The sequence below is a fragment of the Dactylosporangium sp. NPDC051484 genome (genome assembly GCF_040689395.1).
Taxonomy (GTDB): Bacteria; Actinomycetota; Actinomycetes; order Mycobacteriales; family Micromonosporaceae; genus Dactylosporangium.
This window is the reverse complement of record NZ_JBFAZX010000001.1, coordinates 68,011-92,048: the sequence shown is the minus strand read 5'-3', so window position 1 is coordinate 92,048 and position 24,038 is coordinate 68,011. Positions and strand designations below refer to the sequence as shown.

Sequence of the window (24,038 nt, the reverse complement as noted above, 5' to 3'; positions counted from 1 at the left end):
CACGTTCGCCGGCTCTGCTGCGCATCGATCTTGCACTTGTGGTGCCCGACAAACCCGGCATTCGCGGAGTGTCTCGGCACCAGAACTGCAAGATCGATGCGACAAGGGTGACCCCGGTCAACGTTGGGCGACATCGCACTAGCCGGTCGGGGCCTCAATCACTTCTACGTGTGCCGTGCAGCCGGGCTGCCCGACCTCCATGAGGTCCCCGTCCTTGCCCGTCCAGTGCGGACGTCCCTCGATCTGGACATCCTGGAGCTGCGCAGCCAAGGCCTGCTCCAGCCCCGCCTTGACTCTGGTCACGGCATCGGTGGCGCTGCTCTTCTTGGCGGAGGAGCAGTCCAGCACGAAGGAAATGATCCGGACATTGCCAGGGCCCACCTGTTTGATGATGTCCTCGCGGATCATTCGCACCGCTTCGTCGGTGTTCGACTTTGTTTCCCAGGGCGCGTCGATGGGAGCCAGTTTCCTGTGCTTGGGCGGTTCAACAGGCGCCTGAGAGGAGGGCGAGTCCATTGGGGTCGGGCTGGGTGGCGCCTGGCTCGTGATCGATGGCGGTGTGGTGGTGGTGCCGACCGGCGCCTGCTGCGGCGCGGACTGCGTGACGTAGAGAGCGACCGTCACCGTTGCGACCACGCCGAGCCCCGCCAAGACGCCCCAGGGGGCCCAGCCGTAGGGCTTCGCGCGCTGGCGCTGGCGCATCCGGTCGAACGAGCCGCGCATGACGTCCATCGCCCCGACGTGTTCCTCCTCGGGCACGATCGGCACCGACACGTGTGAGCCGACGGTCTGCTTCAGGCCGTACAGTTCCGTGTTCTCCAGCGGCTTGCGGTGGTTGCGTTCGTAGAGCACCGCCGTCCCGGCGTCGAACACCCGGGTGCGCTGCGCGTCGGTGATGTGGCCCAGCCCGTAGACCCGCACCACCGCGGCCCAGTACGTGCCCTGCTCCTTCTTCGGCTGCGAGCTCAGGAGCCGGGCCGCGATCCGCTCCCGCATGTTCGTGGTGGAGCCGACGTCGGTCATCACCTCGTCCAGCACCACCATGATCCACGCCGCCTTCGTGACGGTCGGGTGCTGCAACCGCGTGACGACGCTGTAGAGCAGCCGCTCCGGGTCGGGGGAGAGCCGCACGCCCCGCTCGACTTCCTTCGAGGGGGCCTCATGCCCGACGATCTCCCGGATTAGCTGGGCCGGGTAGAACTGCGGGTACCGGTCCTGCGTCAGTCCCAGGTCGGTGACGAACTGCTCCGCGGCCTGCAGATCGCCCAAGTCGTGCAGCACGCCGCCGGGCTGGATCACGGTCGTGATCAGCTCCGCGCGTTCGCTCTCCTCGGTGTGGTGGCGCAGCAGCTCGCTCGACCGCTGGGTCCACTGGGTGGCCGGGCGCTTGGCCGTCGGGATGTCGAACTGGTTCTCGGCGGGTTCGGTCACCTGCCGGCTGCGCAGCCCCTCGGTCAGGTCCGGCGCGACCGGCGACATCGGGTCCGAGCTCAGGTACCGCCGGGCCTCCTTCGGCGCGGCCTCCGCGTACTGCGCGACCAGGTCGGCTCCGCTGCTGTGCAGGCTGGCCTGGCCCTCACGGGTCATCAGCGCGGCCGGCACGTCCTCCATCCGCATCGGCGACAGGTTGAGCCGGTCGGCCATCTCGAACAGGAACTCGCGCAGGTCCTCGGCCTCGGTGCGGCGGAGCAGGTCGGCGAAATCGTTGCGCCACTTGCTCTTCTCGACGGCCCGCTCGGCCTGGTCCACCAGGAAGTCGAACGCCTCGGCCTGTTTCGTGGTCAGCGTTTCCAGGAACCGCTGCTCGGACTCCGGCAGCTTCTTCGCGGCGACCTGCGCGGCGAGGCGCTCGATCGGCTCGGAGTCGTGCAGGTCCGAAGGCACCGACCCGGCCACGTACGCGTCGCGGACCTGGAACAGGCACGTCGACCACACCCACCGAGCCGCCAGGCGGCGCGGCAGGACGGCCAGGGCCTGCTCGATCACCAGCCAGTTCTCGGCCGGGTTGCCGGGCAGGTGGACGCGCGTCTGGCCGGATCCGAGCGCAGCGAACAGGCGCCGCACGATGCCGCGGTTGCTCGCCGCCCATCCCTTTCGCGGCCGGCTGACCGGGGTCCACGCGTCGCCCGTGCCCGAGCGCCACACCTCGATCGGCGCCAGCAGGAACGACGCGAACCCGAACCGGATGCCGCCGGCCATGCCGAACTGCCGGTCCTTCTGCAGCTGCCCGTCCGCGCCGACCAGGTTGCCGCGACCCCGCTCGATGAAGCACCACTGCTGGCCGATGCCCTCGACGTTGACCCGGCGCAGCGTCCACAGTGGATACTTGAGCGTGTTGTCCACGCCGTTGGGCACCTTCTCGGCGTCCAGCAACTGCTCCGCGGCCGTCCAGTAGCGGCGCAACGGCGCCTGGGCACTCTCCTCGCCCTGCGCCCGGAAGCCGCGGCCCATGTCCGCCCACTGGACCCACCGCAGCGGCTGCCCGGCGGCCCGCATCCCCGCCTGCAGGGCGGCCACGGGCAGGCGCACCGTCTCGTCCATCGACAGGTCACCCCCGCGCACGGAACTGCGCCCGGGCGTGATCAGCGGGGCCGGCTCGGGCTCCTCCAAAGGTGCCGCCGGCAGCGGCGGCTCGGCCACCTGGGCGACCGCGTGGACCCGCGCGGGCGCCGGGCGCGGCCGCCGGTCCTCCGGCTCCTGCGCGGCCGGCACGGGCAGCGCGTCGAGGAACTCGGTCAGCTGGTCGGCCCGGCTGTTGCGCACGAGCCGCCAGGTGTCGTCGTCGACCCGGCCGAGCCGCTCGGCGAGCCAGTCGAGCGCGGGCACGTACTGCGGTGGCACCTCCGGCGCCGGTCGCCGGTCATCGTCGTCGAGTCGCCCCGCGACGAACCGGTCCGCGACGCCGAACAGGTGCGTCGACCACACCCAGCCCGCCGCGACCCGGGCCGGCAGCACCGACAGCACCGCCTCGACCAGCGCGGCGTTGCTGCCCGCGGCGGGCGGCAGCGCGATCCGGTTGCGCTCCACGGCGATCGCGGCCAGCACGTTGCGGGCCGGCGCCAGCTCCGGCTCCGTGCGCTGCGCCGCGATCCAGGCCAGGTCCCGGCCGGCCCGCCACACCTCGGCCGGATGGTGCCGGCCCAGCTTGGCGAACGACACCCGGCAGCCGCCGTCGGACCCGAACGGGCCGCCGCGGCCCTGCTCCACGAAGCACCACATCGACCCGTAGGGATCGGGGTTGAGGTGCAGCAGCGTCCACACCGGCAGCTCCGGTGCGAGGACCACCTCGGCGCTGACCACGCCACGGGAGCGAAACAGCCGCTCCTCGGCGGCGCGGGCGAACGCCCGCGACTGCGCCGAGCGGTCGTCGTTGCGTAGCACGAACAGCGACCCGCGCTGCTCCCATTCCAGCTCGAACGTGAAGAAGTCGCGCGGCGTCGTCATGCCCGGGCCTTTCGCAACGAGGCGAGCAGCAGTTGGGTCAGGGCGGCCGACTGGTCACCCATGTATGGGAAGGTGTCGTCGGAGTTCATCGGTTCGAGCCGGTAGACCTGCGCGTATCCGGGCAGGCCCTCCGCCCGGCCGACCGGAACGGTGCCCAGCGGGGAGCACAGGAAGAAGCGGATCCGCTGGGTCTCCTGCTGCATCAGGTTGTACAGCGCCGCGTCGTGGCCGAGGCCGTAGGCCACGCCGCACCCGACCGCCGACATGATCAGATCGCGGATGAGCATCCGTTCCGCGGATCCCGGCTCGGTGGACTGGTCCTGGTGCTCGCCGATGGACAGCACCTCGATGCGCCGGCCGGGCAGGGCCATGTCGCCGCCGCCTGGGATCTCCACGATGTCGCGCTGGCCGTCGTGGACGAGGCCCCAGAAGGCCTCCTCCTGCGAGTAGTGCTCCAGCAGGCCGTCGGCGACCTGGTTGACCCGCCGCTCGACGACGTCGAGTTGCACGGCCGCGCCCGGATACAGGTAGGTGAGCAGGTTGTGGCTGTGCTCGTCGGGCACCAGATCGCCGGCGCGCCAGCGACGGGTGATCGAGGCGAGGTAGGCGGCGACGCCCCGGCGCACGAAGCCGGACCGGCCCAGCGTGTCGAGGCCGCCCTTGCGCAGCCCGGCCCGGATCAGGTCGCACTTGGTGACCGCGATGAGCATCTCCAGCGGTCGGCCGTGCGCGGCGATGTAGTCGTTGTCGATGAGCGTGAGGCTCCGGCCGATCTCGAACTGGTCCCGCTGGCGGTCGGCGCGCACCTGCCTGGTGTCCTCGACGGCCGTGGTACCGGGGCGCAGGCTGCCGTCCAGGACGCTGGCGTAGTCGGCATCGTCGTTGATCGGGTCGCGGGCCATCTTGTCCAGCGCACCGGCGGCGACCGCCGGGTCGATGACCCAGACCAGCGCGTCGAACGCGCGCAGCATCGCCCGCTCGCTGGCGCTGCCCGGATCGGAGCTGAACAGCTCGCCCGGCAGGTCCGCGATGCCGGTCCAGGTCACCCGCTTGCTGCTGGTCGTGCGGATCACCAGCGGCTGGCGGAACCCGCGGCCCCACCGGTCGGCGCGCCGGTCGCCGTCCAGGACGGTCCGGCGGATCAGCGTGCGGATCGCGTCGACCGCCTCCGGCACCCGGGTGGTCAGCAGGAAGGCGGGCCGGGTCTCCTCGGCCGACGTGGGCTGCATCGGCCGCAGCTCCGAGACGGTCCGGTTGTACTCCGCCGAGCGCAGGTCGAACGGGATCTGCTCCAGCGGGTTGAGCTGGTGCCGCTCGACCCGCCCGCCGTTGTGCTGCGGGAAGTTGTTCTGCGTGTTGGACAGCTCCTGGTTGAGCATCCGGATCAGCAGATACGTCTTTCCGCTGGCCAGCGCCCCGACCGCGGCGACCATGTTCCAGCGGTCGACCCGCTTGCGCACGTCCCGGTCCTGCCCACGGCGGTAGAACGCCGGCGCCGACTGCGGGAAGATGTGGCCGTCGCCGCAGAGCACGTAGACGTATTCGACCTCGCTCTCCACGAAGCGCGGAATCGTCGAGCGCGCCGGCGGGAAGTTCGCGCCGACCACGCTCACCCGCCAGGAGTGGCCCGCGGCGCCGTCGCTCGGGCCGATCTCCAGCAGGAAGCAGGGCGGGCTCTCGAACCGGCCGGTCACGCGGTCGATCGGCACCGCCTCGCCCAGCGCCGCGCCGCAGACCGGGCAGCGCCCGCCGAACTGCTCGAAGATCGCCCCGAGCTCGATCGGGCCGGTCACGTCAGCACCCCGGCGAGGACGCCGGCCGCCACGCCGACGAAGAGACCGAGCAGTAGGCCCGCCGTGCGGCCCCACCGGCGGCCGGTCGCCACCGCGTCCTGGATGTAGCGCGCGAGGTATGGCTCCACGCCCTTGACCACGGCCGGTGAGACATGGTCCCCGCTCTCCAGCCAGGCCGCGAAGTGCTGTTCGATCTTGCCGAACTTGTCCGTGGGCCCGCAGGCCGCCTCCACCCTCCACCGCAGCCGCCACCATTGCGACAGCAGCGGCTTCTGAGGCATGTCGAACATGGCCCTCCCCTAATCCAGCGCGTTGATCAGCGTGAAGACGAGCAGGAACACCGGCACCGCGACCAGGGACCACAGCAGCAGGTTGCCGATCGCCGTCTTTCTGGCGGCTGACACACCGGCCTGGGCGACCGCCTCGTAGCCCATCCGGGCCACGTCCTCGCGCCGCGCCGGGCGCCGGGCCGCGCGGCTGCGGATGTCGTCGAGCTGGGTCCGGTACTTCGCCGGGTCCGCCACCTCGAACACCTGCTCCTGCTCCGGGCCTACCACGCAGCGCTGCTCAGCCTCGATGACCCGGGCGATCCACGCGGTCAGCCACCAGTCCGGCGCCTCGATCTCCCGGCCGAACGGCTCGGCGAGGGCGTCGATGAGCGGGTCCCACTGCCGCCGCGGGTCGCGGTTCGGCCAGTGCTGGCGCAGCGCCCGCTTGACGTGCTCCCGGCTGTCGGCGGTGCGCGGGCCGTCGACGTCGGAGTCCGTGTACGTCAGGTCCGGGTTGCGCAGCAGCACCCGGTCGACCCAGTCCCGCCCGGCCAGCGCCGTGAGCACCACGACGGCGAAGCCGAACCGGTCGTGCGCGCGCAGGATCGCCGGGTCGACGCCGAGGTGGCTGACCTTGGCATTGGCGAACCAGTCGGACAGGCCGCGGTAGTGGTAGGGCTTCGTCGCGCGCACGGACTTCGGTGGCGGCTCGAACTGGGTCACCGAGTCGGTGTCGATGAGCACATAGCCGGAGACCCGATGGGTGTTGTACCGGCAGACGTTGTCCGGCTTGATGTCGCAGTGCACGGTGCCCATGCGGTGCAGCATGTCCAGGCCCGCGGCCATGCCCTCGAAGTCGCGCAGGTGCTCCGTGGCCGGCCAGTTGTGGTAGGCGTCCCAGCGCAGCAGCTCCATGAAGGGCGAGATGGCCAGCAGGTACCGCTCGGGGTGCGGCCCGGCGCTGGTGAGCCACGCCGGCAGGTCGAGGCGCACCTTGTCGGCGATCTCCTGCGGCGTCGCGGCCAGTTCGGTGCGCACCGGCCCGACGTTGTCGGCAAGACCGTCGCAGCGCACGATGTGCACGGGCACGGCGGCCCAGGGCGGGTCGACCTGGATGCGGCTGGGGCCGGGCAGCTCGGCGTTGGCCGTCTGGATGGCGGCCGACTGCTGTCCCAGGTATCGGCGCAGGAGCTCGGCGTCGTAGTTGTCGCGGCAGTGGTACACCTTGACGAACCACTTCTCCCAGCCGGTGCGCAGCCAGTTGGTGGCGGTGGTGTACCGGACCTCGGTGACGAGATGCTGGCGGTGGGCGTTCTTGCCCTGGGTCAACGGCACGTCGAACTCGGCCGTACGCGCCGCACCGGACGGCTCCGCGACGTGCAGCTCGGCGCGCCAGCCGGGGCCGTCGAGCTTGATGACGAGGGGCGTTCCGCCCGCCGGGGTGCTGCTGGTCATAGCCGCTCCATCAGGACGTAGCGAAGCTCGGCGTGGCCGCCGCCGTTGAGGAAGCCGATCCGGCCCCGGGGGCCGAGCACGATCTGCTCGCCGGGGCCGAGCCGGTGGTCGTCGACAGCGACGCGGTACTCCGGCCGGGCCTCGGTGCGGCGCAGGTCGACCCGGCCGTGCCGGTAGAGCAGCTCCAGCAGCACCCCGCGCGGCACCGAGCTGATGTACTCCGGCAGCGCGATCTCGTGCCGCAGGTCTTCGGCGGGCAGCCCACGGCGGATGGGGACCCACACCGGCGACGCCTCCAGCTGGAAGACGAACCTGTGCGGTTGTCCGAAGGACAGCGTCAGCAGCAGCACCGGCGAGCGGGCGGCCTCGTCGTCCTCGGAGGGCGGCCCAACCGGCGGGCGCTCCTCCACGCCGATCGCGAACGGCTCGGACATCGACCGGTCGACCCCGAAGAACATCTGGTCGAGCCGTGCGCCCGGCAGCCGCCGGCCGAGCACCCGGGTGGCGTGCTCGTCCAGCCGGTCCCGCAGGCCGGGGACCGGCATCGCGGTGACGACGCTGACGACGAGGAGCGGCCGGCTCACGTCGGCCCGCCGCGCGCGCAGCAGATGGTCGCAGTACTCCTGCAACTTCTGGCTGAACGCGGTCAGCACCTGGGTCTCGAATTCGGGCGTCGCCGCCTGCACCTGTGTCTAGCCTCCGATCCGGACAAGGGTTTCGAGGACGGACCTGGCCCGCTGCGCGCCGGCCTGCTCGTCGCGGCACTCGACCGCCACGGCCACCGCCACCGGGCCGTACCGCTTGGTCCGCACATAGCCGGCGAGCCAGACGGTCCGGGTGGCGAACTCGTCCGGCGCGGGGTTCTTCGCCGAGACGGTTGCCGCCATGACCCCCACGTCACGGCCGACGGCGTCGCGCAGGCCGGCCGCGCTGCCGTCGACGGCCGCCTGTTGCAGGGCGTCGGCGACCTGCTGCGCGACGCGCTGGTCGAGGGCGGTGTTGCGCTGCGCCGGTGGCGCGTCGAGGGTCAGGCCGGTCGACGGCGAGGTCGCCGACGCCACGAGCGTCGGCTGCACGCGGACTCCCCCGCCGGCCACGGCCGCGAGCATGGTGGCGACCCCGAGCGGTGTGCCGGAGAAGTCGGTGCGGCCGGCGATCGCCCCGGCGATCGCGGACTCCACGTTGGTGGCGTCGCCGGGCACGCAGGTGCCGGCGGTGCCCTCGACCCGGCTGGTCAGCCAGGCGGTCGCCTGGTGGCAGTTGCTCGCGGTCAGCCCGAACCGCCGCGCCTGGTCGACGACCTGCGTCCAGCTCAGCTGCTTGGCGATGCCGACGAACGTGGTCGCGCACGCCTGGGCGAGGGCCTTGGCCAGCGTGAGCCGGCCGTCGGAGTCGGGGTGGCAGCTCGGCGGGTTGTACACCGGCGGCACGGCCAGGGTGGGCGGGGTCGCCAGCCGGTCGGTGGCCGCGTGGCCAGGCTGGGCGAGGTAGGCGCCGGCGACGATGAGCAGGACCGTCGCGCCGAGGCTGTAGCCGTGCCCGACGGCCCGGTCGACGGACGGGTCCGGCAGCCGCAGCGCGGGGTCGCCGCCCACGTAGCGACGCAGCGCCGCCTCGCCCTGCTCGGACAGCAGCTGTGGCTGCGGCTGGATCGACCAGCGCCAGCAGGGGTCGTCCGAGGGCCGCTGGGCGCAGCTGGGGTCGCGGGTCTTCCCGTCGAGCGAGCCGTCCTGGCCGACGGAGCCGTATCTGGGGTACGACTTCTGGAACTGGGCGAGCGTCTCGCTGTCCTTGGCGGCGTCGCGCTTGCCGGGCGGCGGTGGCGGTGGCGCGCTCACCCCGGCGAGCACCCGCCCGGTCGCCACGTCGAGCACCACCGCGCCGGCGGGCAGCGGATCCCCGGCACCGGCGGGCTGCTCGGCGCGCAGCGTCGTGGCGAGCGCGTGCTGCAGGGCCGGGTCGATGGTCAGGGACAGGCCTCCGTCGGCCAGGTCGGCGTCGCTGTCCGGGTGGTGCGGCGCGAGCCGGTCGGCCAGGCGGATGCCGGTCGAGCCGTAAACGGTGTCCGCATAGGCCCGCTCCAGCGTGCCCACCGGGCCGTTGCCCACCCGCAGCAGCCCCGCGAGGTCGTCGCCGGTGAGCCCGCCGAGTGCGGGGTCGGCGAGGACCTGCCACGTCCCGTCGGGCCGCAGCTGGCGCAGGCCCCGCCGGTCGCCGAAGCGGATCTCGATGACTGTGCGCCGGTAGGCGAGCCGGTCGGTGGAGCAGTCGCGCGCCTTCGGCTGCACGCTCACCTGCCCGCCACGGTCGCCGGCGCGGACGGCGCAGGCGGGCCGGCTCTCGGAGTAGGCGCCGGGCAGGCCGCCGCCGACCGGCCGCCAGGCCCAGTACGGCAGCATCGTCGTCGCGGCCACGATCGCCACCGCGACCACCATCGACAGGAACGCGCCGAGCCAGCCCGGGGGCCGGCCGCGGTAACGCCCGGGCTGCCCGACCGGGCCGCGCTTCGCCCAGTCTGGCCCGCCGGAGCTTCGCCGAGGCGGCCCAGACCAGGCGGCCCCCCACTGCCGCCCGGAGGCGCCGGCCGCGTCCCGGCGGGCGGCGGCGGCCAGCGACAGCACCACGACGAGGCCGATGAGCAGCGCCAGGTTCGACTGGCCGCCGCGGGACAGCAGCGGCGCCGGGATGCCGGAGTGCGGGATGACGTTGACGGTCGCGGCGAGCACGAACAGGAACTGCCCGACGATCATCGTGCCGAGCCCGGCGGCGAACAGCTCGGCCGCGGTCGGGCTGCGATCCTCGTCGTCACGGTCGCCGGGCATCCGGGCGGCCAGCGGCAGCGCGACGCCGAGCAGCACGGTCAGCGCGGCCGCGGCGAGCACCGCGACCGCGCCCAGCTTGTGCCAGATCACCACGAGCACGAAGTCGGTGGAGCCGGCCGGGACCACCGATGAGGACTTGTCCCGCAGGCCGCGGCCCCACAGTCCGCCGTCGGCGACCGCGGACAGCGCCTTGGACAGCTGCGAACGGCGGCTTTCGTCGTCGGCGCCCTTGGCCCGCTGGCAGCGCACCCAGTCGTCCGGCGCGGCCGGGCCGCTCGGCGAGGCGCTCGGGCTGGGCGCCGGTGAGACGGCGCCGACGTCACGCACCGCGAGGCTCGTCGCCTGCGGCCCGGGCGCGACCGGCCCGCTCGGCGTCGGGTCGACCAGGACGCAGCCGGAGTCCCAGCGGTACGCCCACGGGTCCTTCCACACCGTGCCGCGCTCGCCCACGTAGTCGGTGAGGAAGAACCCGACGAAGCCGAGGATCAGCAGCAGCATCACGAGGAACGCCGAGAACGGCCGGAACAGCTTGAAGGTCCGGCCGAACCGCAGCCACTCGGTGGCCAGCACGCCGCGCCGCGCGCGGTCGGGCAGCCGGTCCATGCCGAAGCGGACCGTGCTCCAGGCCACCCCGACCGTGGCGGCCAGCGCCGACACCGCGGTGCCGAAGTCGTGGCGGACACCGCTGGCCGCGGCCACGACGAGGAACAGCAGCGCCGGATGGCGCACCCACCGCTGGCCCAGCGCGCGCAGCATGGACATCGGGCGGGGCGCGGCCACCTCGAAGCTGTCGAACGTCGCCAGCACCGCGAGGGCGAGCAGGAGCAGGAGTTTGCCGTACTCCGGCGTGGCCAGCCCGGCAACCGTGAGCTTGTCCCCGGAGCCGATCGCGGGCAGCACGAACAGCAGCAACAGCACCCCGGCGGCGACCCAGGGCAGCCCGCGCTGGGAGCGCCAGCCGTGCTGGTACGGCCAGTTCGCCGCGCCGCGCCGGGACCCTTCCGACAGCCAAGCGGCCAGCCACCCGCCCGGGCGCACCAGCGCGGCGACGAGCACCAGCCCGGCCACGCCGAAGAGCGGCACGCCGAGCGCCCGCAGCCCGTCAAGCGCCGGGCGCACCTGCAGGCCCGACAGCAGGGTGTCGTCCGGGTCGGGGCGGATGACCAGGCGTACCGCCAGCATCGAACCGAACTCGAGCAGCACACCGGCAGTGACGAGCACGGCCAGCGCCGCCGCGACCGGTGGCCGCTCGTCGGCGCGGAACGGCCCGCGCACGAACCGCCAACGGGCCAGCTCACACAGCGCGGCCACGCCGCAGCTGACCGGCACCACCCACCAGGTGTACGTATCGAGGCCGGCGAACATGAACCCCAGCGCGATCAGCGCGATCGGCACGCCGTAAGCGACGATCGGCACCGCCGGCCCCGACAGCCGCCACAGCGCCGACGAGTCGCCGCGATACACCAGCCACCCGGCAACCGCGGCCGCCCACAGCAGGCCAGCCCATACCAGCACCGTGGGTGCGACGTCGATCATCGCTTCGCCTTCTCCAACGCCGTACCCCGCTGGCCCCGCAACGCGACGCCGATCTATCTTCGCCCGCAGTCGATCCGGTACGAATAAACAGAAGGACGGGTCCTGACCCTGTTCAGTCAGCGCCGGACCCGCCGGGTTACGCCGGGACAAGACGGTCGGACATGCGGTTCCGCGTTCGGCGGACCCCATTCCGGTTCCGGGGTTTGCAAAGGCGATCGGCCGACGTCACGGCCGGAGGTTCTGGTCTGCGAAGAAGAGGTGTTGTACGGGTGTCAAAGGTGCTCGCGGGCAAGCCGCCGGTCAGCCCTAGGGCTGGGCGATGTTCACCATCCACTGGATGCCGAACTGGTCGACGCAGGAGCCGAACTCGTCGCCCCACATCTGCTTCTCCAGCGGGATGGAGACCTTGCCGCCGGTGGAGAGCCTCTGCCAGTAGCCGCGCAGTTCGGCGCCGTCGTCACCACTGAGGCTGATCGTGATGTTGTCGCCCGGGGTGACCGTCATGTTCGGTGGAGTGTCCGACGCCATGAGCGTGTAGCCGCCCGGCGTCACCAGCATCGCGTGCATGATCTGGTCGGCGAGACTCGCGTCGTCCGAGCCGTACTCGCCGAACGTGTTCATGCGCAGTTCGCCGCCGAAGACGTTCTGGTAGAACTCCATCGCCTGTCGGGCGTTGCCCCGGAAACTGATGTACGGGTTGAGTCTCGATGCCACAGCAAACTCCCTTGGTCGTGTGACGTGCGATACCCGCAGCGTAATGCTCCACACGCCCCAGGAGGCCGAAGCCGGAAGGATCGTACGAACGACCGACTGGGGCGCCCCTCTACGATCGATGGGTGCTGTATGTCGTGTTCGACGACACCGGCCGCTGCCTCGTCTCGCGCGACGATCCGGCCCCGGTCGGGCGGGCCGAGCGCGCTGACTATGACGGCGTGGTCGCCGTCCGGCTCACCGGCGCGCCGGGCGAGGACTGGGCCCGCACTGCCCCCGACCTACGCGACACCCGGCTGCTCACCGGCAGCGTGCTGGTGATCGTCGCCGGCGTCACCCTCACCGCCGCCGCGCTGGTGACCCCCTGGGTCGCTTTGCCCGCCGGGGCCGCGGCCGCGCTGTACGTCGGCCGCCGCCACAACGCCGCCACGGCCCGGCGCGAACGGCGCTGGGCCGACCGGCACCGGATGCTCGCCACGCGCGCCGAGGTGGCCCGCTTCCGCCGCGCGTTCGACGCGGCGCGGACGGTGCTGGTGGCGTGGCCGTTCCTGGCCGAGCTCGTGCGGATCCCGTCGCCGCGGGCGGAGGTGTCGGCGTCGCTGTGGACCCTGGCGGGTCTGCTGCACGACCACGCGGACCTCGCCGAGCAGCACGCCGGCCTCAGCGACGCCCACTCCGGCGCCCCGCCCGACGCGCGGCTGCGCGCGGCCATCGAGGACCGCCTGGCCCGGGTCGACGCCTCGCGGCGCGCCCTGAGTGCCGAGATCGACCGCCGGATCGAGTCGCTGACCGACCTGGCCGCCCACTGCGCCGCGTTCATGGGTGCCGAGGCCGCGGCCCCGGACGAGACCCGCGATCTGGCCGACCGCACGGCGGCGATCGTCTCGGCATACCGGGAGTTGAACGCCGCCGCACAGCGGCGAGCCGGATAGACCAGCGGTCCGTACACATGTTCTATCCACAGGCTGTGGATAGAACATGTGTACAGACACGTTTGCCACCAGGGGCCCGGGGTAGCCCGCGGGAATGACAGACCGATCCCCGGTGCTCTCGGTGAACCCGGTCTTCACCCGCGAGCCCGTGCGCATCCCCCGCGACCGCCTCCCGGGCGCCGAGCTGGACCCGCAGGTCGCCTACCAGGTGGTCCACGACGAGCTGCTGCTCGACGGCAACCCGCGGCTCAACCTGGCCTCCTTCGTCACCACGTGGATGGAGCCGGAGGCGACCCGGCTGGTGTCGGAGAGCCTGGACAAGAACCTCGTCGACCGGGACGAGTACCCGCGCACCAGCGACCTGGAGGCCCGCTGCGTGCGGATGCTCGCCGGGCTGTGGCACGCGCCCGACGACCGCGCCGCCCCCGGGGTCTCGACGGGCGGCTCGAGCGAGGCGTGCATGCTCGGCGGGCTGGCGCTCAAGCGGCGATGGCAGCACGCCCGCCGCGCCGCCGGGCGGCCCGCGGACCGCCCGAACATCGTGATGGGCATCAATACTCAGGTCTGCTGGGAGAAGTTCGCCAACTACTGGGATGTCGAGGCGCGGCTGGTACCGATGGAGGGCGACCGCTTCCACCTCTCGCCGCAGGAGGCGGTGGCGCGCTGCGACGAGAACACGATCGGCGTCGTCACAATCCTCGGATCCACGTTCGACGGCAGCTACGAGCCGGTGGCCGACATCTGCGCCGCGCTGGACGAGCTGGAGCGGCGCACCGGGTTGGACGTGCCGGTGCACGTGGACGGCGCCTCGGGCGCGATGGTCGCGCCGTTCTGCGACCCGCAGCTGGAGTGGGACTTCCGGCTGCCTCGGGTTGTGTCGATCAACGTGTCCGGGCACAAGTACGGGCTGGTGTACCCGGGGCTGGGCTGGATCGTGTGGCGCGACAGCGGTGCGCTGCCCGAGGACCTCGTGTTCCGGGTCAACTACCTCGGCGGCGAGACTCCCACGTTCACCCTGGCCTTCTCGCGGCCGGGCGGGCAGGTCGTGGCGCAGTACTACAACTTCCTGCGGCTGGGCTTCAGCGGGTACCGCCGAATCCAGCGGTACAGCCGCGAGGTGGCGATGCTGCTCGCGGAGCGCATCGCGGGCCTCGGGCCGTTCCGCGTCCTCACCCACGGCGCGCAACTGCCGGTGATAGCGGTCGCGCTGCACGACGACGTGCTGAACTACTCGGTCTTCGACGTCTCGCTGGCGCTGCGGGAGACGGGCTGGATCGTGCCCGCCTACACCTTCCCCGAGCACCGCACCGACCTGTCGGTCCTGCGGATCGTGGTGCGCAACGGCTTCACCCACGACCTCGCCGACCTGCTGCTGGCCGACCTGCAGCGGGCCCTGAACCAGCTGGAGCGGCAGACGTCGCCGACGCACGGCGCCGGCTTCGCGTCCTTCGCACACGGCATCTAGGGAGCCGTCGCCATGGACACCGTGATCACGCAGACACTGGCGGCGCCTTCGGCACCCGCGGGCGGCGCAGGCTCGTCATGACACTGTCGCCGTTCCCGCTGATCGAGTCGTACGGCTTCCTCTCCGACTGCGAGACGACCGCGCTCGTCGCGCCGAGCGGCAACGTCGAGTGGCTCTGCCTACCCCGGCTGGACTCTCCCAGCGTCTTCGGCGCGCTGCTGGACCGCGGCGCGGGCGGGTTCCGGCTGGGCCCGTCCGACCTGCGGGTGCCCGCGGCGCGGCGGTACCTGCCCGGCACGATGGTGCTGGAGACGAGCTGGGGCACCCCGACCGGCTGGATCGTCGTGCTGGACGTGCTGCTCATGGGGCCCTGGCACCACGACACGGAGCGGTCCGGCACGCACCGGCGCGCGCCGACCGACTACGACGCGGAGCACGTGCTGCTGCGCATGGTCCGGTGCGTCAGCGGGGAGGTCCAGATCACGCTCGACTGCGAGCCGATGTTCGACTACGGGCGGATGCCGGGCCGCTGGGAGTATCGCGGACCGGGCTACCACGACGGGCGCTGCCGGGCCGACGGCGGCGACATCGAGCTGCGCCTCACCACCGACCTGCGGCTGGGCTTCGAGGGCGGCCGGGCCGTCGCGCGCACGCTGCTCAAGGACGGCGACACCCGGTTCTGCGCGCTGTCGTGGACCGAGCACGAGCCGCCGCAAGACCTCGCCGAGGCCGATCGGCGGCTGGTGTGGACCGCGCACCACTGGCAGCACTGGCTGGCCCGGGGCCGCTTCCCCGATCACCCGTTCCGGGCCGACCTCGAGCGCAGCGCGCTGACACTGAAGGGGCTGACGTTCGCACCCACCGGCGCCCTGGCCGCGGCGGCCACGACGTCGCTGCCGGAGACGCCGGGCGGCGAGCGCAACTGGGACTACCGGTACTGCTGGATCCGCGACTCCACCTTCGCGCTCTGGGGCCTGTTCACGCTCGGGCTGGACTGGGAGGCCGACGACTTCCGCCGGTTCATCACCGAGATCGCCAACCAGTACGTCGACCTGCAGGTCATGTACGGCGTCGGCGGCGAGCGCGACCTGGACGAGCACACGCTGGAGCACCTCTACGGCTACGAGGGGGCGCGCCCGGTGCGGGTCGGCAACGACGCGTACAGCCACCGCCAGCACGACGTCTGGGGCGCGATGCTCGACTCGGTCTGGCTGCACACCCGGCACCGGGACCGGTTCGACGAACGCATGTGGCCGGTGCTGGTACACCAGGTCGAGGCTGCCGTGGAGCACTGGCGCGAGCCGGACCGCGGCATCTGGGAGGTCCGGGGCGAGCCGCGGCACTTCACGTCCTCGAAGGTCATGTGCTGGGTGGCGCTGGACCGCGGCGCCCGCCTGGCCGAGCTGCGCGACGACCGCCTCCTCGCGAAACGCTGGCGGGGCATCGCCGAGGAGATCCGCGCGGACGTCGTCGAGCACGGCGTCGACGAGCGCGGGGTCTTCACGCAGCACTACGACACCACCGCCCTGGACGCCTCGGTGCTGCTGGTGCCACTGGTCAACTTCCTGCCGCCGCACGACGACCGGGTGCGCGCGACGGTGCTCGCGATCCAGGACGAGCTGACCGTCAACGAGCTGGTGCTGCGGTACCGCCCCGAGGAGACCGACGACGGCGTGAACGGCGACGAGGGCACGTTCACGGTCTGCTCGTTCTGGCTGGTCTCGGCCCTCGTCGAGATCGGCGAGACGGAACGCGCCCGCCGGCTGTGCGCGAAGCTGCTGTCGTTCGCGGGCCCGCTCGGCCTCTACGCCGAGGAGATCGACGCGCACAGCGGGCGGCACCTGGGCAACTTCCCGCAGGCGCTCACGCACCTGGCGCTCATCAACGCGGTGTTCCGCGTCATCCACGCCGAGGAGGGCCACTCGCCATGAGTTCGCGGATCATGCCATGGCGGCTGCCCGCCGGGACCGCGTTCGTGCCGGCCTCATACGCACCAGGGGAAGTCCACCACCCGGACGGCGACAGACGCTGGAAGGGGCCCGGTAACGCATTGGTGGTGTGATCGGATGGCAGTCGGGTTGGAACAGCTGTTGGAGCCGGTACGCGAGAGCCTCGGCGACGACGACACCGCGCGACGGGCCGTCGCCGCGACGCTGCGGACGATTGCCGAACGGATCGGCAGCGACGAGGCGAGACACCTGGTCCCAGCCCTGCCGCCGGAGGCGGCGGAGTGGCTGTTCACCACCGGGCCCGCGCAGGGCTTCGACCCGGTCGAGTTCGTAGGCCGGGTCGCGCGCCGGGAGGGCACGCCCCCCGAGGTCGCCGAGCGGCACGCGTCCGTGGTGCTGACCGCGCTCGGTCAGACGCTGGACGACGAGGCCTACCGGCACCTCACCGAGCGGCTGCCGCACTCCTTCGCCCCGCTGCTGCCGAGGGGCGAGTTCGCCGGCGGTGGCGTCGCCCTGGACGAGTGGGGAGCGACGGTGGCGGCCCGCGCCGGACTGCCACCGTCGGAGGCCGAGCGGGGCACCGAGGTGGTCCTGGAGACCCTGGCCCGGAAGGTCGACGCCGACGACCTGACGACTTTCCTCCCGGTGCGGCTGCACCCCGCGCTGCGGCGTGGCCGGGCCGCACCGGCGCCGGACCTGGGCCCGGCCGAGTTCGTGGTCGCGGTGGCCCGGCACACCGGGCTGTCGCCGCAGCGCGCGATCCGGCTCATCCGGGCGGTCATGTCGACGCTGCGTGACGTGGTCGACGACGAGGCGTTCTTGGACGTACGGGCACAGCTGCCGGGCCGGTACACCGAACTGCTGCAGGCGCCCTGAACGTGGGAAGGAAAGGGTTTGCGATGGCCGGGACGAGTCACCCCAACACACCTCGAGACGGCGGCAAGATGTTTCCCGGCAATCGTCCGTACCAGCGGTCCGGCCCCGACCGTGACGCGCCACCGCGCGCGACGGTGACGGTCGCGACCTACCCCGACTACCTCGGCGCCCAGCGTGCCGTGGACCGGCTCTCCGACGCGGGCTTCCCGGTCGACCGGGTCGCCATCGTCGGCGAGGACATCCGCCTGGTGGAGCGGGTGCTCGGCCGCATGACCGTCGGCCGGGCGGCACTCGCGGGCGCCGGCACGGGCGGGTGGTTCGGCCTGCTCGTCGGCGTGCTGCTGGGCATCTTCGCGGTGGGTTCCTGGTGGCAGGTCGTGGTGTTCGCGATCGTCGCCGGCCTGCTGTGGGGCGCCGTGTTCGGAGCGATCGCCCACGCCATGACCGGCGGCCAGCGAGACTTCGCGTCCGCGAGTGAGCTGCAGGCCGCCACGTACAAGCTGGTGGTCGACGCCGGGTACGCCGACCGGGCGCGCCAGCTGCTCACCGAGGGGAGTTGAGTCATGAAGTCAATTACGTCGATCATTCCTGCCCCGCCCGGGTGGTATGCCCGATGGCGGTTCGGCACGCACAACACCGTGTCGTACCCCGTCACCACGTGGGCGCTGGCCAGGGACACCGGCAGCGAGCACACGGTCGTCGTGGGGGTGGACACCAACGGGATGTGGCCCGGCGGGGACGACGAGCGGCCCGGCGGGGAGTTCCTGCGCTACATCTACGAACCCATCGAGGCCGGGACGCCGGACGACGTGTTCAACCCGGTGAAGAGCCCGGCCGATCTGGCGTCGGTCGCCTGAGCGCCCCGATCGGCGGGGTTGCGGCGACGCCGGTGGTGGGCGGGGTTCGCCCCAGGGTGAGACGAGAAGGTGTCAGAGCGGGTGAAATCGGGTAGCCGACAGGTATGCGCAGGGACTGCTACCCGCGGCCCGTCTCCGACCCGGAGGCGCTCGGGCTACCTGGTACGGCGGACCCCGACTCCACCGCGTGGGACGACGTCGACTCGCCGCGCATCGCCGACGGCCCGGACCCCGGCTCGCTCCCGCTCGACCGCGACGACCCGCCGGTCGCCGTGGACCACTACGGCACGACGGCCTGGGAGGCGCGGGCCGGCGAGCCGCTGGAGCTCAAGCTCGGCCGGGAGATGCCCGAGGACGAGGGCTTCGCCGGGCCGGCGCCGGACGAGGAGGACGAGGACGCGCTGGCGCTGCCGCCGCACTCCCACGCCTCCGTGTACGACCTCGGTGGCGGCCTACGCGACGAGCTGGTCGGCCGGCTCGTCGGGCCCGACGAGGGCGGCCTGAGGGATGACGAGCCGGACGCGGTCGCGCGCGACGCCGGGGCCGCGGGCGGCGGGCCGAGCGCCGAGGAGCTCGCCATGCACCCGATCCGGGAGCCGCCGGATTGACCCCGGCGAAAGACGGTTACGGCAACTTCTCCTGATACTCCCGCATCGCCTGCCGCGCGAACACCTGCTGGAAGGTCGAGACGCGCTCCGAGCGGCCGCGGCCGATGAAGCTCACGAACCAGTGCAGGACCGCGGTGACCCGGTTCTTGAAGCCGACCAGGTAGAGCAGGTGCACCACGAGCCACAGCAGCCAGCCGAGCAGGCCGGAGAAGTGGAACCGGCCGACGCTCGCCACCGCCGAGAAGCGCGAGATGGTCGCGAGGCTGCCCTTGTCGTGATACTTGAACGGCTGCCCGGTCGGCTCGCCGGCGAGGCGCTTGCGGATCTGCCCGGCCGCGTGCCGCCCGCTCTGGATCGCCACCTGCGCCACACCCGGCAGCTTGTCCAGCGCCATCATGTCGCCGACCGCGAAGATCTCCGGGTGCCCGGGCACGGTGGTGTCCGGGTTGACGATCAGCCGGCCGGCCCGGTCGGTCTGCGCTCCGGTCGCCTCGGCGATCTGCCGGGACAGCGCGGGCGCGGCCACGCCGGCCGCCCAGATCTTGGTGACCGACTCGATGCGGCGCCGCCCGTCCGGCGTCTCCACCTCGATGCCGGTCTCGTCGACGTCGACGACCTTCGTGTTGAGCTCCACCTCGACGCCGAGCTTGTGCAGCTGGCGCAGCGCCTGGGTGGAGAGGTGGTCGCCGAACGTGGACAGGACCGTGGGCAGCGCGTCGATGAGGATGATGCGCGCCTGCCGGGTGTCGATGTTGTGATACTGCCCCGGCAGGTGCCGGTGCGCGAGCTCCGCGATCTGCCCGGCCATCTCCACACCCGTCGGGCCGGCGCCGACCACGACGAAGGTGAGCAGGCGCTCGATCACGGCCGGATCGCTCTCCAGCTCGGCGAGCTCGAACGCGCCGAAGATGCGCCCGCGCAGCTCCAGGGCGTCGTCGATGCTCTTCATGCCGGGCGCGAACTCGGCGAACTCGTTCTTGCCGAAGTACGACTGCGATGCGCCGGCCGCCACGATCAGTGAGTCGTACTCCACCTCGTAGCCGATCCCGGGCGCGACGACGGAGACCTTCCGGGCCTGCGGGTCGATCCGCGTCACGGTGCCGAGCAGCGTCTTGACGTTTCTCTGCCGCTTGAGGATCTCCCGGATCGGCGGCGCGATCTCGCCCTCCGACAGGATGCCGGTCGCCATTTGGTACAGCAACGGCTGGAACAGGTGGTGCGCGGTGCCGTTGATGAGGGTGATGTCGACCGGCGCCCCCTTGAGCGCCTTGGTCGCGAACAGCCCCCCGAACCCGGCGCCGACGATGACGACCCGGTGCCGCTGCTTCGCACGCTCTTCCATGTGCATCTCCCGAGGGGGGCATTGGCTCGTCCAGTTCAAGTACACCACCACACGCGGAACCCGGCGGTGTGTCGTCCGCTACGCGGGCAGCAACCCGCGCACGTACGCCGCCTGGCCCACGTGCTGGGTGTCGTCGTCGAGCACGCTGACGAGCCGCACGCCGAGCGACACCGGCGGGTCCCATCGCTCGTCGACAATCCGGTCGAGGTCCTCGGGCGCGAGCCGGGCCACGAAGGCGTGCGTGCGGGCGTACACCGCGTCGAAGTACTCCAGCAGCGCCTCCGGCGACTCCGGGCGTACGGCGGCCACCTGGTCCGGGGTGTGCCCGTAACCGATGTCGTGGGCCTGCGCCTTGAGCCCGAACCGCGGTGCGTGGTCGCCGGTCACCCACAGCTGCTCAGCCCCGTCCAGCAGGTCGGCGACGTGGTCGTCCTGCACCCGGGTGAGGTGCCAGACCAGCCAGCCGATCGAGTTCGCGCCCGGCTTCGGCGCCCAGCGCAGCTGCTCGGCGTCGAGCCCCTCGACGGCGCCGCGCACCAGCTCCGGCAGCCGCCCGAAGCCCTCGACCAGCAGTTCGTTCACCCGCATCGCCCTCGTCCCCCTTCCGGTTCACCCAACGGTCATTACCACCTCTGGACCACAAACTAACCTCGGCGCGACTTTCACACCGCCCGGCCCCCGCGTGGCCGCGCCGTTCTCGAAACGCCCGCGGCGACGCACTGAGCGGCGGCCCGGTGGACGTAAAGTACGGACCATGCGAACCGTGGCCGGCGTGCCATGAGGGACGCCGACGCGGCGGTCGAGGCCCGGCCCGATCAGGCAGCCGCGCCGGTCGAGGGCTCCGTGCCCGACTACCGCAGGCTCGCCCGCAACTCGGCGATCGCGGCGGGGGCCGTCGTCGGCAACGGCCTGCTGAGCGCGGGGATATTGGCGGTGTGCGCGGCGCGCGGGCAGACCGGCGAGATCGCGGCGTACACGGTGGTCACGTCGGCGCTGGCCTTCGTGCTCGTCATCGTCGGCGGCGGGTCCACGCTGCTGTACCTCAACGGCACCGAGGAGCAGCGCTCGGCCGTGCGCAGCCAGTGGACGCTCGTGGTGGTGCCCACCCTGCTGCTCGGCGCGCTCCTCGTCGGCGAGTTCTACCGGCGGAAGGGCTACAGCGCGCCCGCGCTGACGGCGGCGGGCGTGGTCGTGCTCGGCAACGGCCTCGCCCAGCTGCAGACCGCCGACTTCAGCCGGCGGATGCGGTTTCTCGCCAACGCCGTGCTGATCTGCGGCAGCAAGGCATCATCCCTGGTCATGGTCCTGCTCGGGGTGCCGCTCACCGTCGCGCTGGCCACCGCCGGGCTGGTGCAGCTCGCCGTCGGCGAGGTCATCCTCGGCAAGCACGGCTCCTTACGGCGCCACCACTTCCGGCGGCTGTCCCTCCGGCACGCCGTCTCGGCATACGGCTCGGGCCGGCACCTGTTCGGCTTCGCCGTCGGCGATCTGTACGTGGCCCGGCTGCCCACGCTCGTGCTGTCGCTGGTCGCGTCGCCCGCGGTCATGGGCAGCTTCGGTGCGGTCGTCACCGCGTACCAGGCCATCGGCGGCGTCATGCAGTCGGCGCTGCAGGTCCCGATGGTCGCCCGGGCGCGCAGCCGGCTGGGCATCGAGCACTCGAGGCACCCGGCCCACTTCTCGGTGGCGGTCGCGCTGGTCTGCGCGATCCCCATGGCGGCCGCCGTGGCCTGGCTCTCGCCCTGGCTCACCGGCACGTTGCTCTCGCTGCCCCACCGCCAGTCAGCCGAGTGGCTGGCCATGTTCATGCTGGCGCTGCCCTTCATGGCGGTGACGCGGGCCTTCATGTTCGACGGCATCGGCGACGGCCGCTACGGCAGGGCGACCAGGGCGGTCGCCCTGCTGGCGGCGCTGCTGACGGTGGCCGTCGCGGTCGGGGTCCCCCGGTTCGGGCCGCTGGGCGCGGCCGGCGCCACCGCGGCGGCCGAGATACTCACCCTCGCCGTCATCCTGCTCTTCGCGCGCCGCCTCGGCCTGCGGCCGGCGGACGCGGCGAAATAGATGAAGCCGATACCGCGATTCGCCGGAATGCGAGTGGCGGGCCCGCGTGAATAGGATCCGTCAATTGCTGGCAAGCGCCTCGGTCGGGGCGAGTCGGGCAGCCCGAACCGCGGGATAGATGCCGGCGAGACAGCCGATGGTGAAGGTCGCGCCGACCGCGCCGGCCACCGCCCAACCGGGCAGTGCCATCGTCCAATGCTGGGCCATCGCGTACGCGGCGGTCGCGGCGGCACCGAGGATCACTCCTGAACCACCACCGAGCAGTGCCAGCAGCACGGCCTCGGTCAGGAACTGCACCCAGATCTGCGTCCGGGTGGCCCCGAGCGCGCGGCGCAGCCCGATCTCCGCGCGCCGCTCCAACACCGAGATGACCATCGTGTTGGCCACTCCAATACCGCCGACCAGCAACGCCACAGCGCCCAGGCCCACGAGGAGCGACGTCAACGCCCGGTCAGCGGCCGCCTTGGCGATCAGCACGTCCGAGGGACGGGAAACCCGCACATCGCTGGGGCTCTCCGGGTTGGCAGTACGGGCCAGGCGACTGTGGACCGATCCGATCGCCGATTCCTCGGCTCGCACGTAGACGGCGGAGGCATGCCCGTCGAAGCCGAGGTCCTCGGTGGCGTTCTCCCAGCCGACGAACACGGCCGCGTCCAGTTCCTCAGCCAGCATGGCACTGCGCAGGATGCCGGTCACGGTGTACCAGCGGCCGCCCAGCCAAATCTGGCCGCCCAGGTCACTCGCGTCGAACCCCAGCCATTCGGCGGCTTTCGCGCCGAGCACGACCGCTGGAAACCGCTGCGCCGCCGGTGTGAGCCAACTGCCGGCGGCCACGTCGGCGGAGACCACCGCCGGCAGGTTCAGCCGGGACGCCACCACAGTGATGCCGTTGGACAGTTCCGTCGGCACGTGGTCGTTGCGGTACACCTTCGCGCCCCGCACCGCCCCGACGGCGGTAACCGACTGCACGTGGTCGATCCGGTTGATCATCGTCTCGGCTTCGGTCGGCAGCTTCGCGTCCGCGCCGAGGGCTCCCTGCGCTGGCCCCACCACCAGCAAGTTGTTGCCCAGCTTGGCCAGCTCCGCGTTCAGGCCGGCGCGGCCGGACGCGGTGATGCCGACGATCGACACCATGGCCGCAATGCCGATGGCGATGCCGAGCGCCGACAACAGGACCCGCAACGGATGGGTGCGCAGCCCCGAAGCGCCGACCCGCAGCACGTCGGTCGGCGCCAACCGCTTCGGCGTCAGAATCGCTGTCACGCCGTCACCACGCGGCCGTCGCGAATGGCGATCCGGCGCGGCAGGCCGGCCGCGAGGTCGCGGTCATGGGTGATGATGACGATCGTGGTGCCGTCGGCGTGCAGTTCCCGCAGTACCTGCAGCACACCGTCGCCGGACGCGCTGTCGAGGCTCCCGGTCGGCTCGTCGGCGTAGAGCAGTGCCGGCTGGCTGACGATGGCTCTGGCGATTGCCACCCGCTGCCGTTCACCGCCGGACAGCTGGTGGGGCGCATGGTCGAGCCGGTGACTCAGCCCGACTTTGTGCAGCGCCTCGGCGGCCCGGCTGCGCCGCTCGGCGCGCTGGACGCCGCAGTAGAGCAGCCCGTCGGCCACATTGTCCAATGCGCTCACCCGACTCGCCAGGTGGAAGCTCTGGAACACGAAGCCGATACAGCTGGCCCGCAGCGCCGACAGCTGGCGGTCACTCAGGCCATCGACCTGGTGGCCGGCGAGGCCGATCCGCCCGGACGACGGGCGGTCAAGCAGCCCGGCGAGATGCAGCAGCGTCGACTTGCCGGAGCCGGACGGCCCGACGATGCCGACCAGCTCGCCCTCCTCGACGCGCAGGCTCACCCCGCGAAGCGCCGTGACCCCGCCGGGGTATGCCTTCGACACGTCGGTGAACTCCAGCATTA

The 24,038-nt window shown here is 72.2% G+C and carries 19 protein-coding genes; 8 read left to right on the top strand and 11 right to left on the bottom strand.

From position 1 onward, the window contains the following. Positions 1-138: 138 nt before the first annotated feature. From AB0367_RS00390 to AB0367_RS00360, 7 genes are all read right to left on the bottom strand, one after another. A complete protein-coding gene (locus AB0367_RS00390; protein ID WP_366223997.1) occupies positions 139-3,444 on the bottom strand; it encodes a hypothetical protein in 3,306 nt (1,101 codons plus the stop codon). Continuing rightward, complete coding sequence (locus AB0367_RS00385; protein ID WP_366223996.1) at positions 3,441-5,237, bottom strand: hypothetical protein; 1,797 nt, start codon at positions 5,235-5,237, stop codon at positions 3,441-3,443. The genes AB0367_RS00390 and AB0367_RS00385 overlap by 4 nt, the downstream gene beginning before the upstream one ends. After that, entirely contained in the window at positions 5,234-5,527 is a 294-nt protein-coding gene (locus AB0367_RS00380) for a hypothetical protein (RefSeq protein ID WP_366223995.1), read from the bottom strand. Before AB0367_RS00380 ends, AB0367_RS00385 begins: the two co-directional genes overlap by 4 nt. A gap of 9 nt (positions 5,528-5,536) precedes the next feature. Beyond that, complete coding sequence (locus AB0367_RS00375; protein WP_366223994.1) at positions 5,537-6,961, bottom strand: serine/threonine-protein kinase; 1,425 nt, start codon at positions 6,959-6,961, stop codon at positions 5,537-5,539. Then, complete coding sequence (locus tag AB0367_RS00370; protein WP_366223993.1) at positions 6,958-7,647, bottom strand: hypothetical protein; 690 nt, start codon at positions 7,645-7,647, stop codon at positions 6,958-6,960. The genes AB0367_RS00375 and AB0367_RS00370 overlap by 4 nt, the downstream gene beginning before the upstream one ends. A gap of 6 nt (positions 7,648-7,653) precedes the next feature. Further along, the gene (locus AB0367_RS00365; protein WP_366223992.1) at positions 7,654-11,319 is read right to left on the bottom strand and encodes an FtsW/RodA/SpoVE family cell cycle protein; all 3,666 of its coding nucleotides are present in this window, start codon (positions 11,317-11,319) and stop codon (positions 7,654-7,656) included. 306 nt (positions 11,320-11,625) lie between these two features. Next, entirely contained in the window at positions 11,626-12,033 is a 408-nt protein-coding gene (locus AB0367_RS00360; RefSeq protein ID WP_366223991.1) for a VOC family protein, read from the bottom strand. Between the two features lie 122 nt (positions 12,034-12,155). Between AB0367_RS00360 and AB0367_RS00355 the strand changes: the two genes are divergently transcribed. From AB0367_RS00355 to AB0367_RS00325, 7 genes are all read left to right on the top strand, one after another. After that, positions 12,156-12,962 (top strand): hypothetical protein, encoded by an 807-nt coding sequence (locus AB0367_RS00355; protein WP_366223990.1) that lies wholly within the window; start codon positions 12,156-12,158, stop codon positions 12,960-12,962. A 94-nt stretch (positions 12,963-13,056) separates the two neighbouring features. Further along, on the top strand, positions 13,057-14,427 hold the full coding sequence (locus tag AB0367_RS00350) for a glutamate decarboxylase (RefSeq protein ID WP_366223989.1): 1,371 nt from the start codon (positions 13,057-13,059) through the stop codon (positions 14,425-14,427). Between the two features lie 77 nt (positions 14,428-14,504). Next, the gene (locus AB0367_RS00345; protein WP_366223988.1) at positions 14,505-16,358 is read left to right on the top strand and encodes a glycoside hydrolase family 15 protein; all 1,854 of its coding nucleotides are present in this window, start codon (positions 14,505-14,507) and stop codon (positions 16,356-16,358) included. 135 nt (positions 16,359-16,493) lie between these two features. After that, positions 16,494-17,252, top strand: a complete 759-nt coding sequence (locus AB0367_RS00340; RefSeq protein WP_366223987.1) for a DUF2267 domain-containing protein — start codon at positions 16,494-16,496, stop codon at positions 17,250-17,252. A gap of 68 nt (positions 17,253-17,320) precedes the next feature. Then, positions 17,321-17,812 (top strand): general stress protein, encoded by a 492-nt coding sequence (locus AB0367_RS00335; protein ID WP_366224630.1) that lies wholly within the window; start codon positions 17,321-17,323, stop codon positions 17,810-17,812. Positions 17,813-17,815: 3 nt separating this feature from the next. Continuing rightward, positions 17,816-18,109, top strand: coding sequence for a hypothetical protein (locus tag AB0367_RS00330; RefSeq protein ID WP_366223986.1), 294 nt, complete (start codon positions 17,816-17,818; stop codon positions 18,107-18,109). Positions 18,110-18,213: 104 nt separating this feature from the next. Next, a complete protein-coding gene (locus AB0367_RS00325) occupies positions 18,214-18,717 on the top strand; it encodes a DUF5709 domain-containing protein (protein ID WP_366223985.1) in 504 nt (167 codons plus the stop codon). A gap of 16 nt (positions 18,718-18,733) precedes the next feature. Here AB0367_RS00325 and AB0367_RS00320 read toward each other — a convergent pair whose 3' ends face one another. After that, positions 18,734-20,059 (bottom strand): NAD(P)/FAD-dependent oxidoreductase, encoded by a 1,326-nt coding sequence (locus tag AB0367_RS00320; RefSeq protein WP_366223984.1) that lies wholly within the window; start codon positions 20,057-20,059, stop codon positions 18,734-18,736. A 78-nt stretch (positions 20,060-20,137) separates the two neighbouring features. Beyond that, positions 20,138-20,647 carry a DinB family protein gene (locus AB0367_RS00315; RefSeq protein ID WP_366223983.1) on the bottom strand — a complete coding sequence of 170 codons (510 nt, stop codon included), beginning with the start codon at positions 20,645-20,647 and terminating at the stop codon, positions 20,138-20,140. A gap of 189 nt (positions 20,648-20,836) precedes the next feature. On the opposite strand from AB0367_RS00315, the gene AB0367_RS00310 reads away from it, so the two are divergent. Beyond that, positions 20,837-22,120, top strand: a complete 1,284-nt coding sequence (locus AB0367_RS00310) for an oligosaccharide flippase family protein (protein ID WP_366223982.1) — start codon at positions 20,837-20,839, stop codon at positions 22,118-22,120. Positions 22,121-22,180: 60 nt separating this feature from the next. On the opposite strand, the gene AB0367_RS00305 is transcribed toward AB0367_RS00310, so the two are convergent. Together AB0367_RS00305 and AB0367_RS00300 are read right to left on the bottom strand one after the other, a co-directional pair. Next, positions 22,181-23,383, bottom strand: coding sequence for an ABC transporter permease (locus AB0367_RS00305; RefSeq protein WP_366223981.1), 1,203 nt, complete (start codon positions 23,381-23,383; stop codon positions 22,181-22,183). Continuing rightward, positions 23,380-24,036 (bottom strand): ABC transporter ATP-binding protein, encoded by a 657-nt coding sequence (locus AB0367_RS00300; RefSeq protein WP_366224629.1) that lies wholly within the window; start codon positions 24,034-24,036, stop codon positions 23,380-23,382. The genes AB0367_RS00305 and AB0367_RS00300 overlap by 4 nt, the downstream gene beginning before the upstream one ends. Between the last annotated feature and the right edge of the window lie 2 nt (positions 24,037-24,038).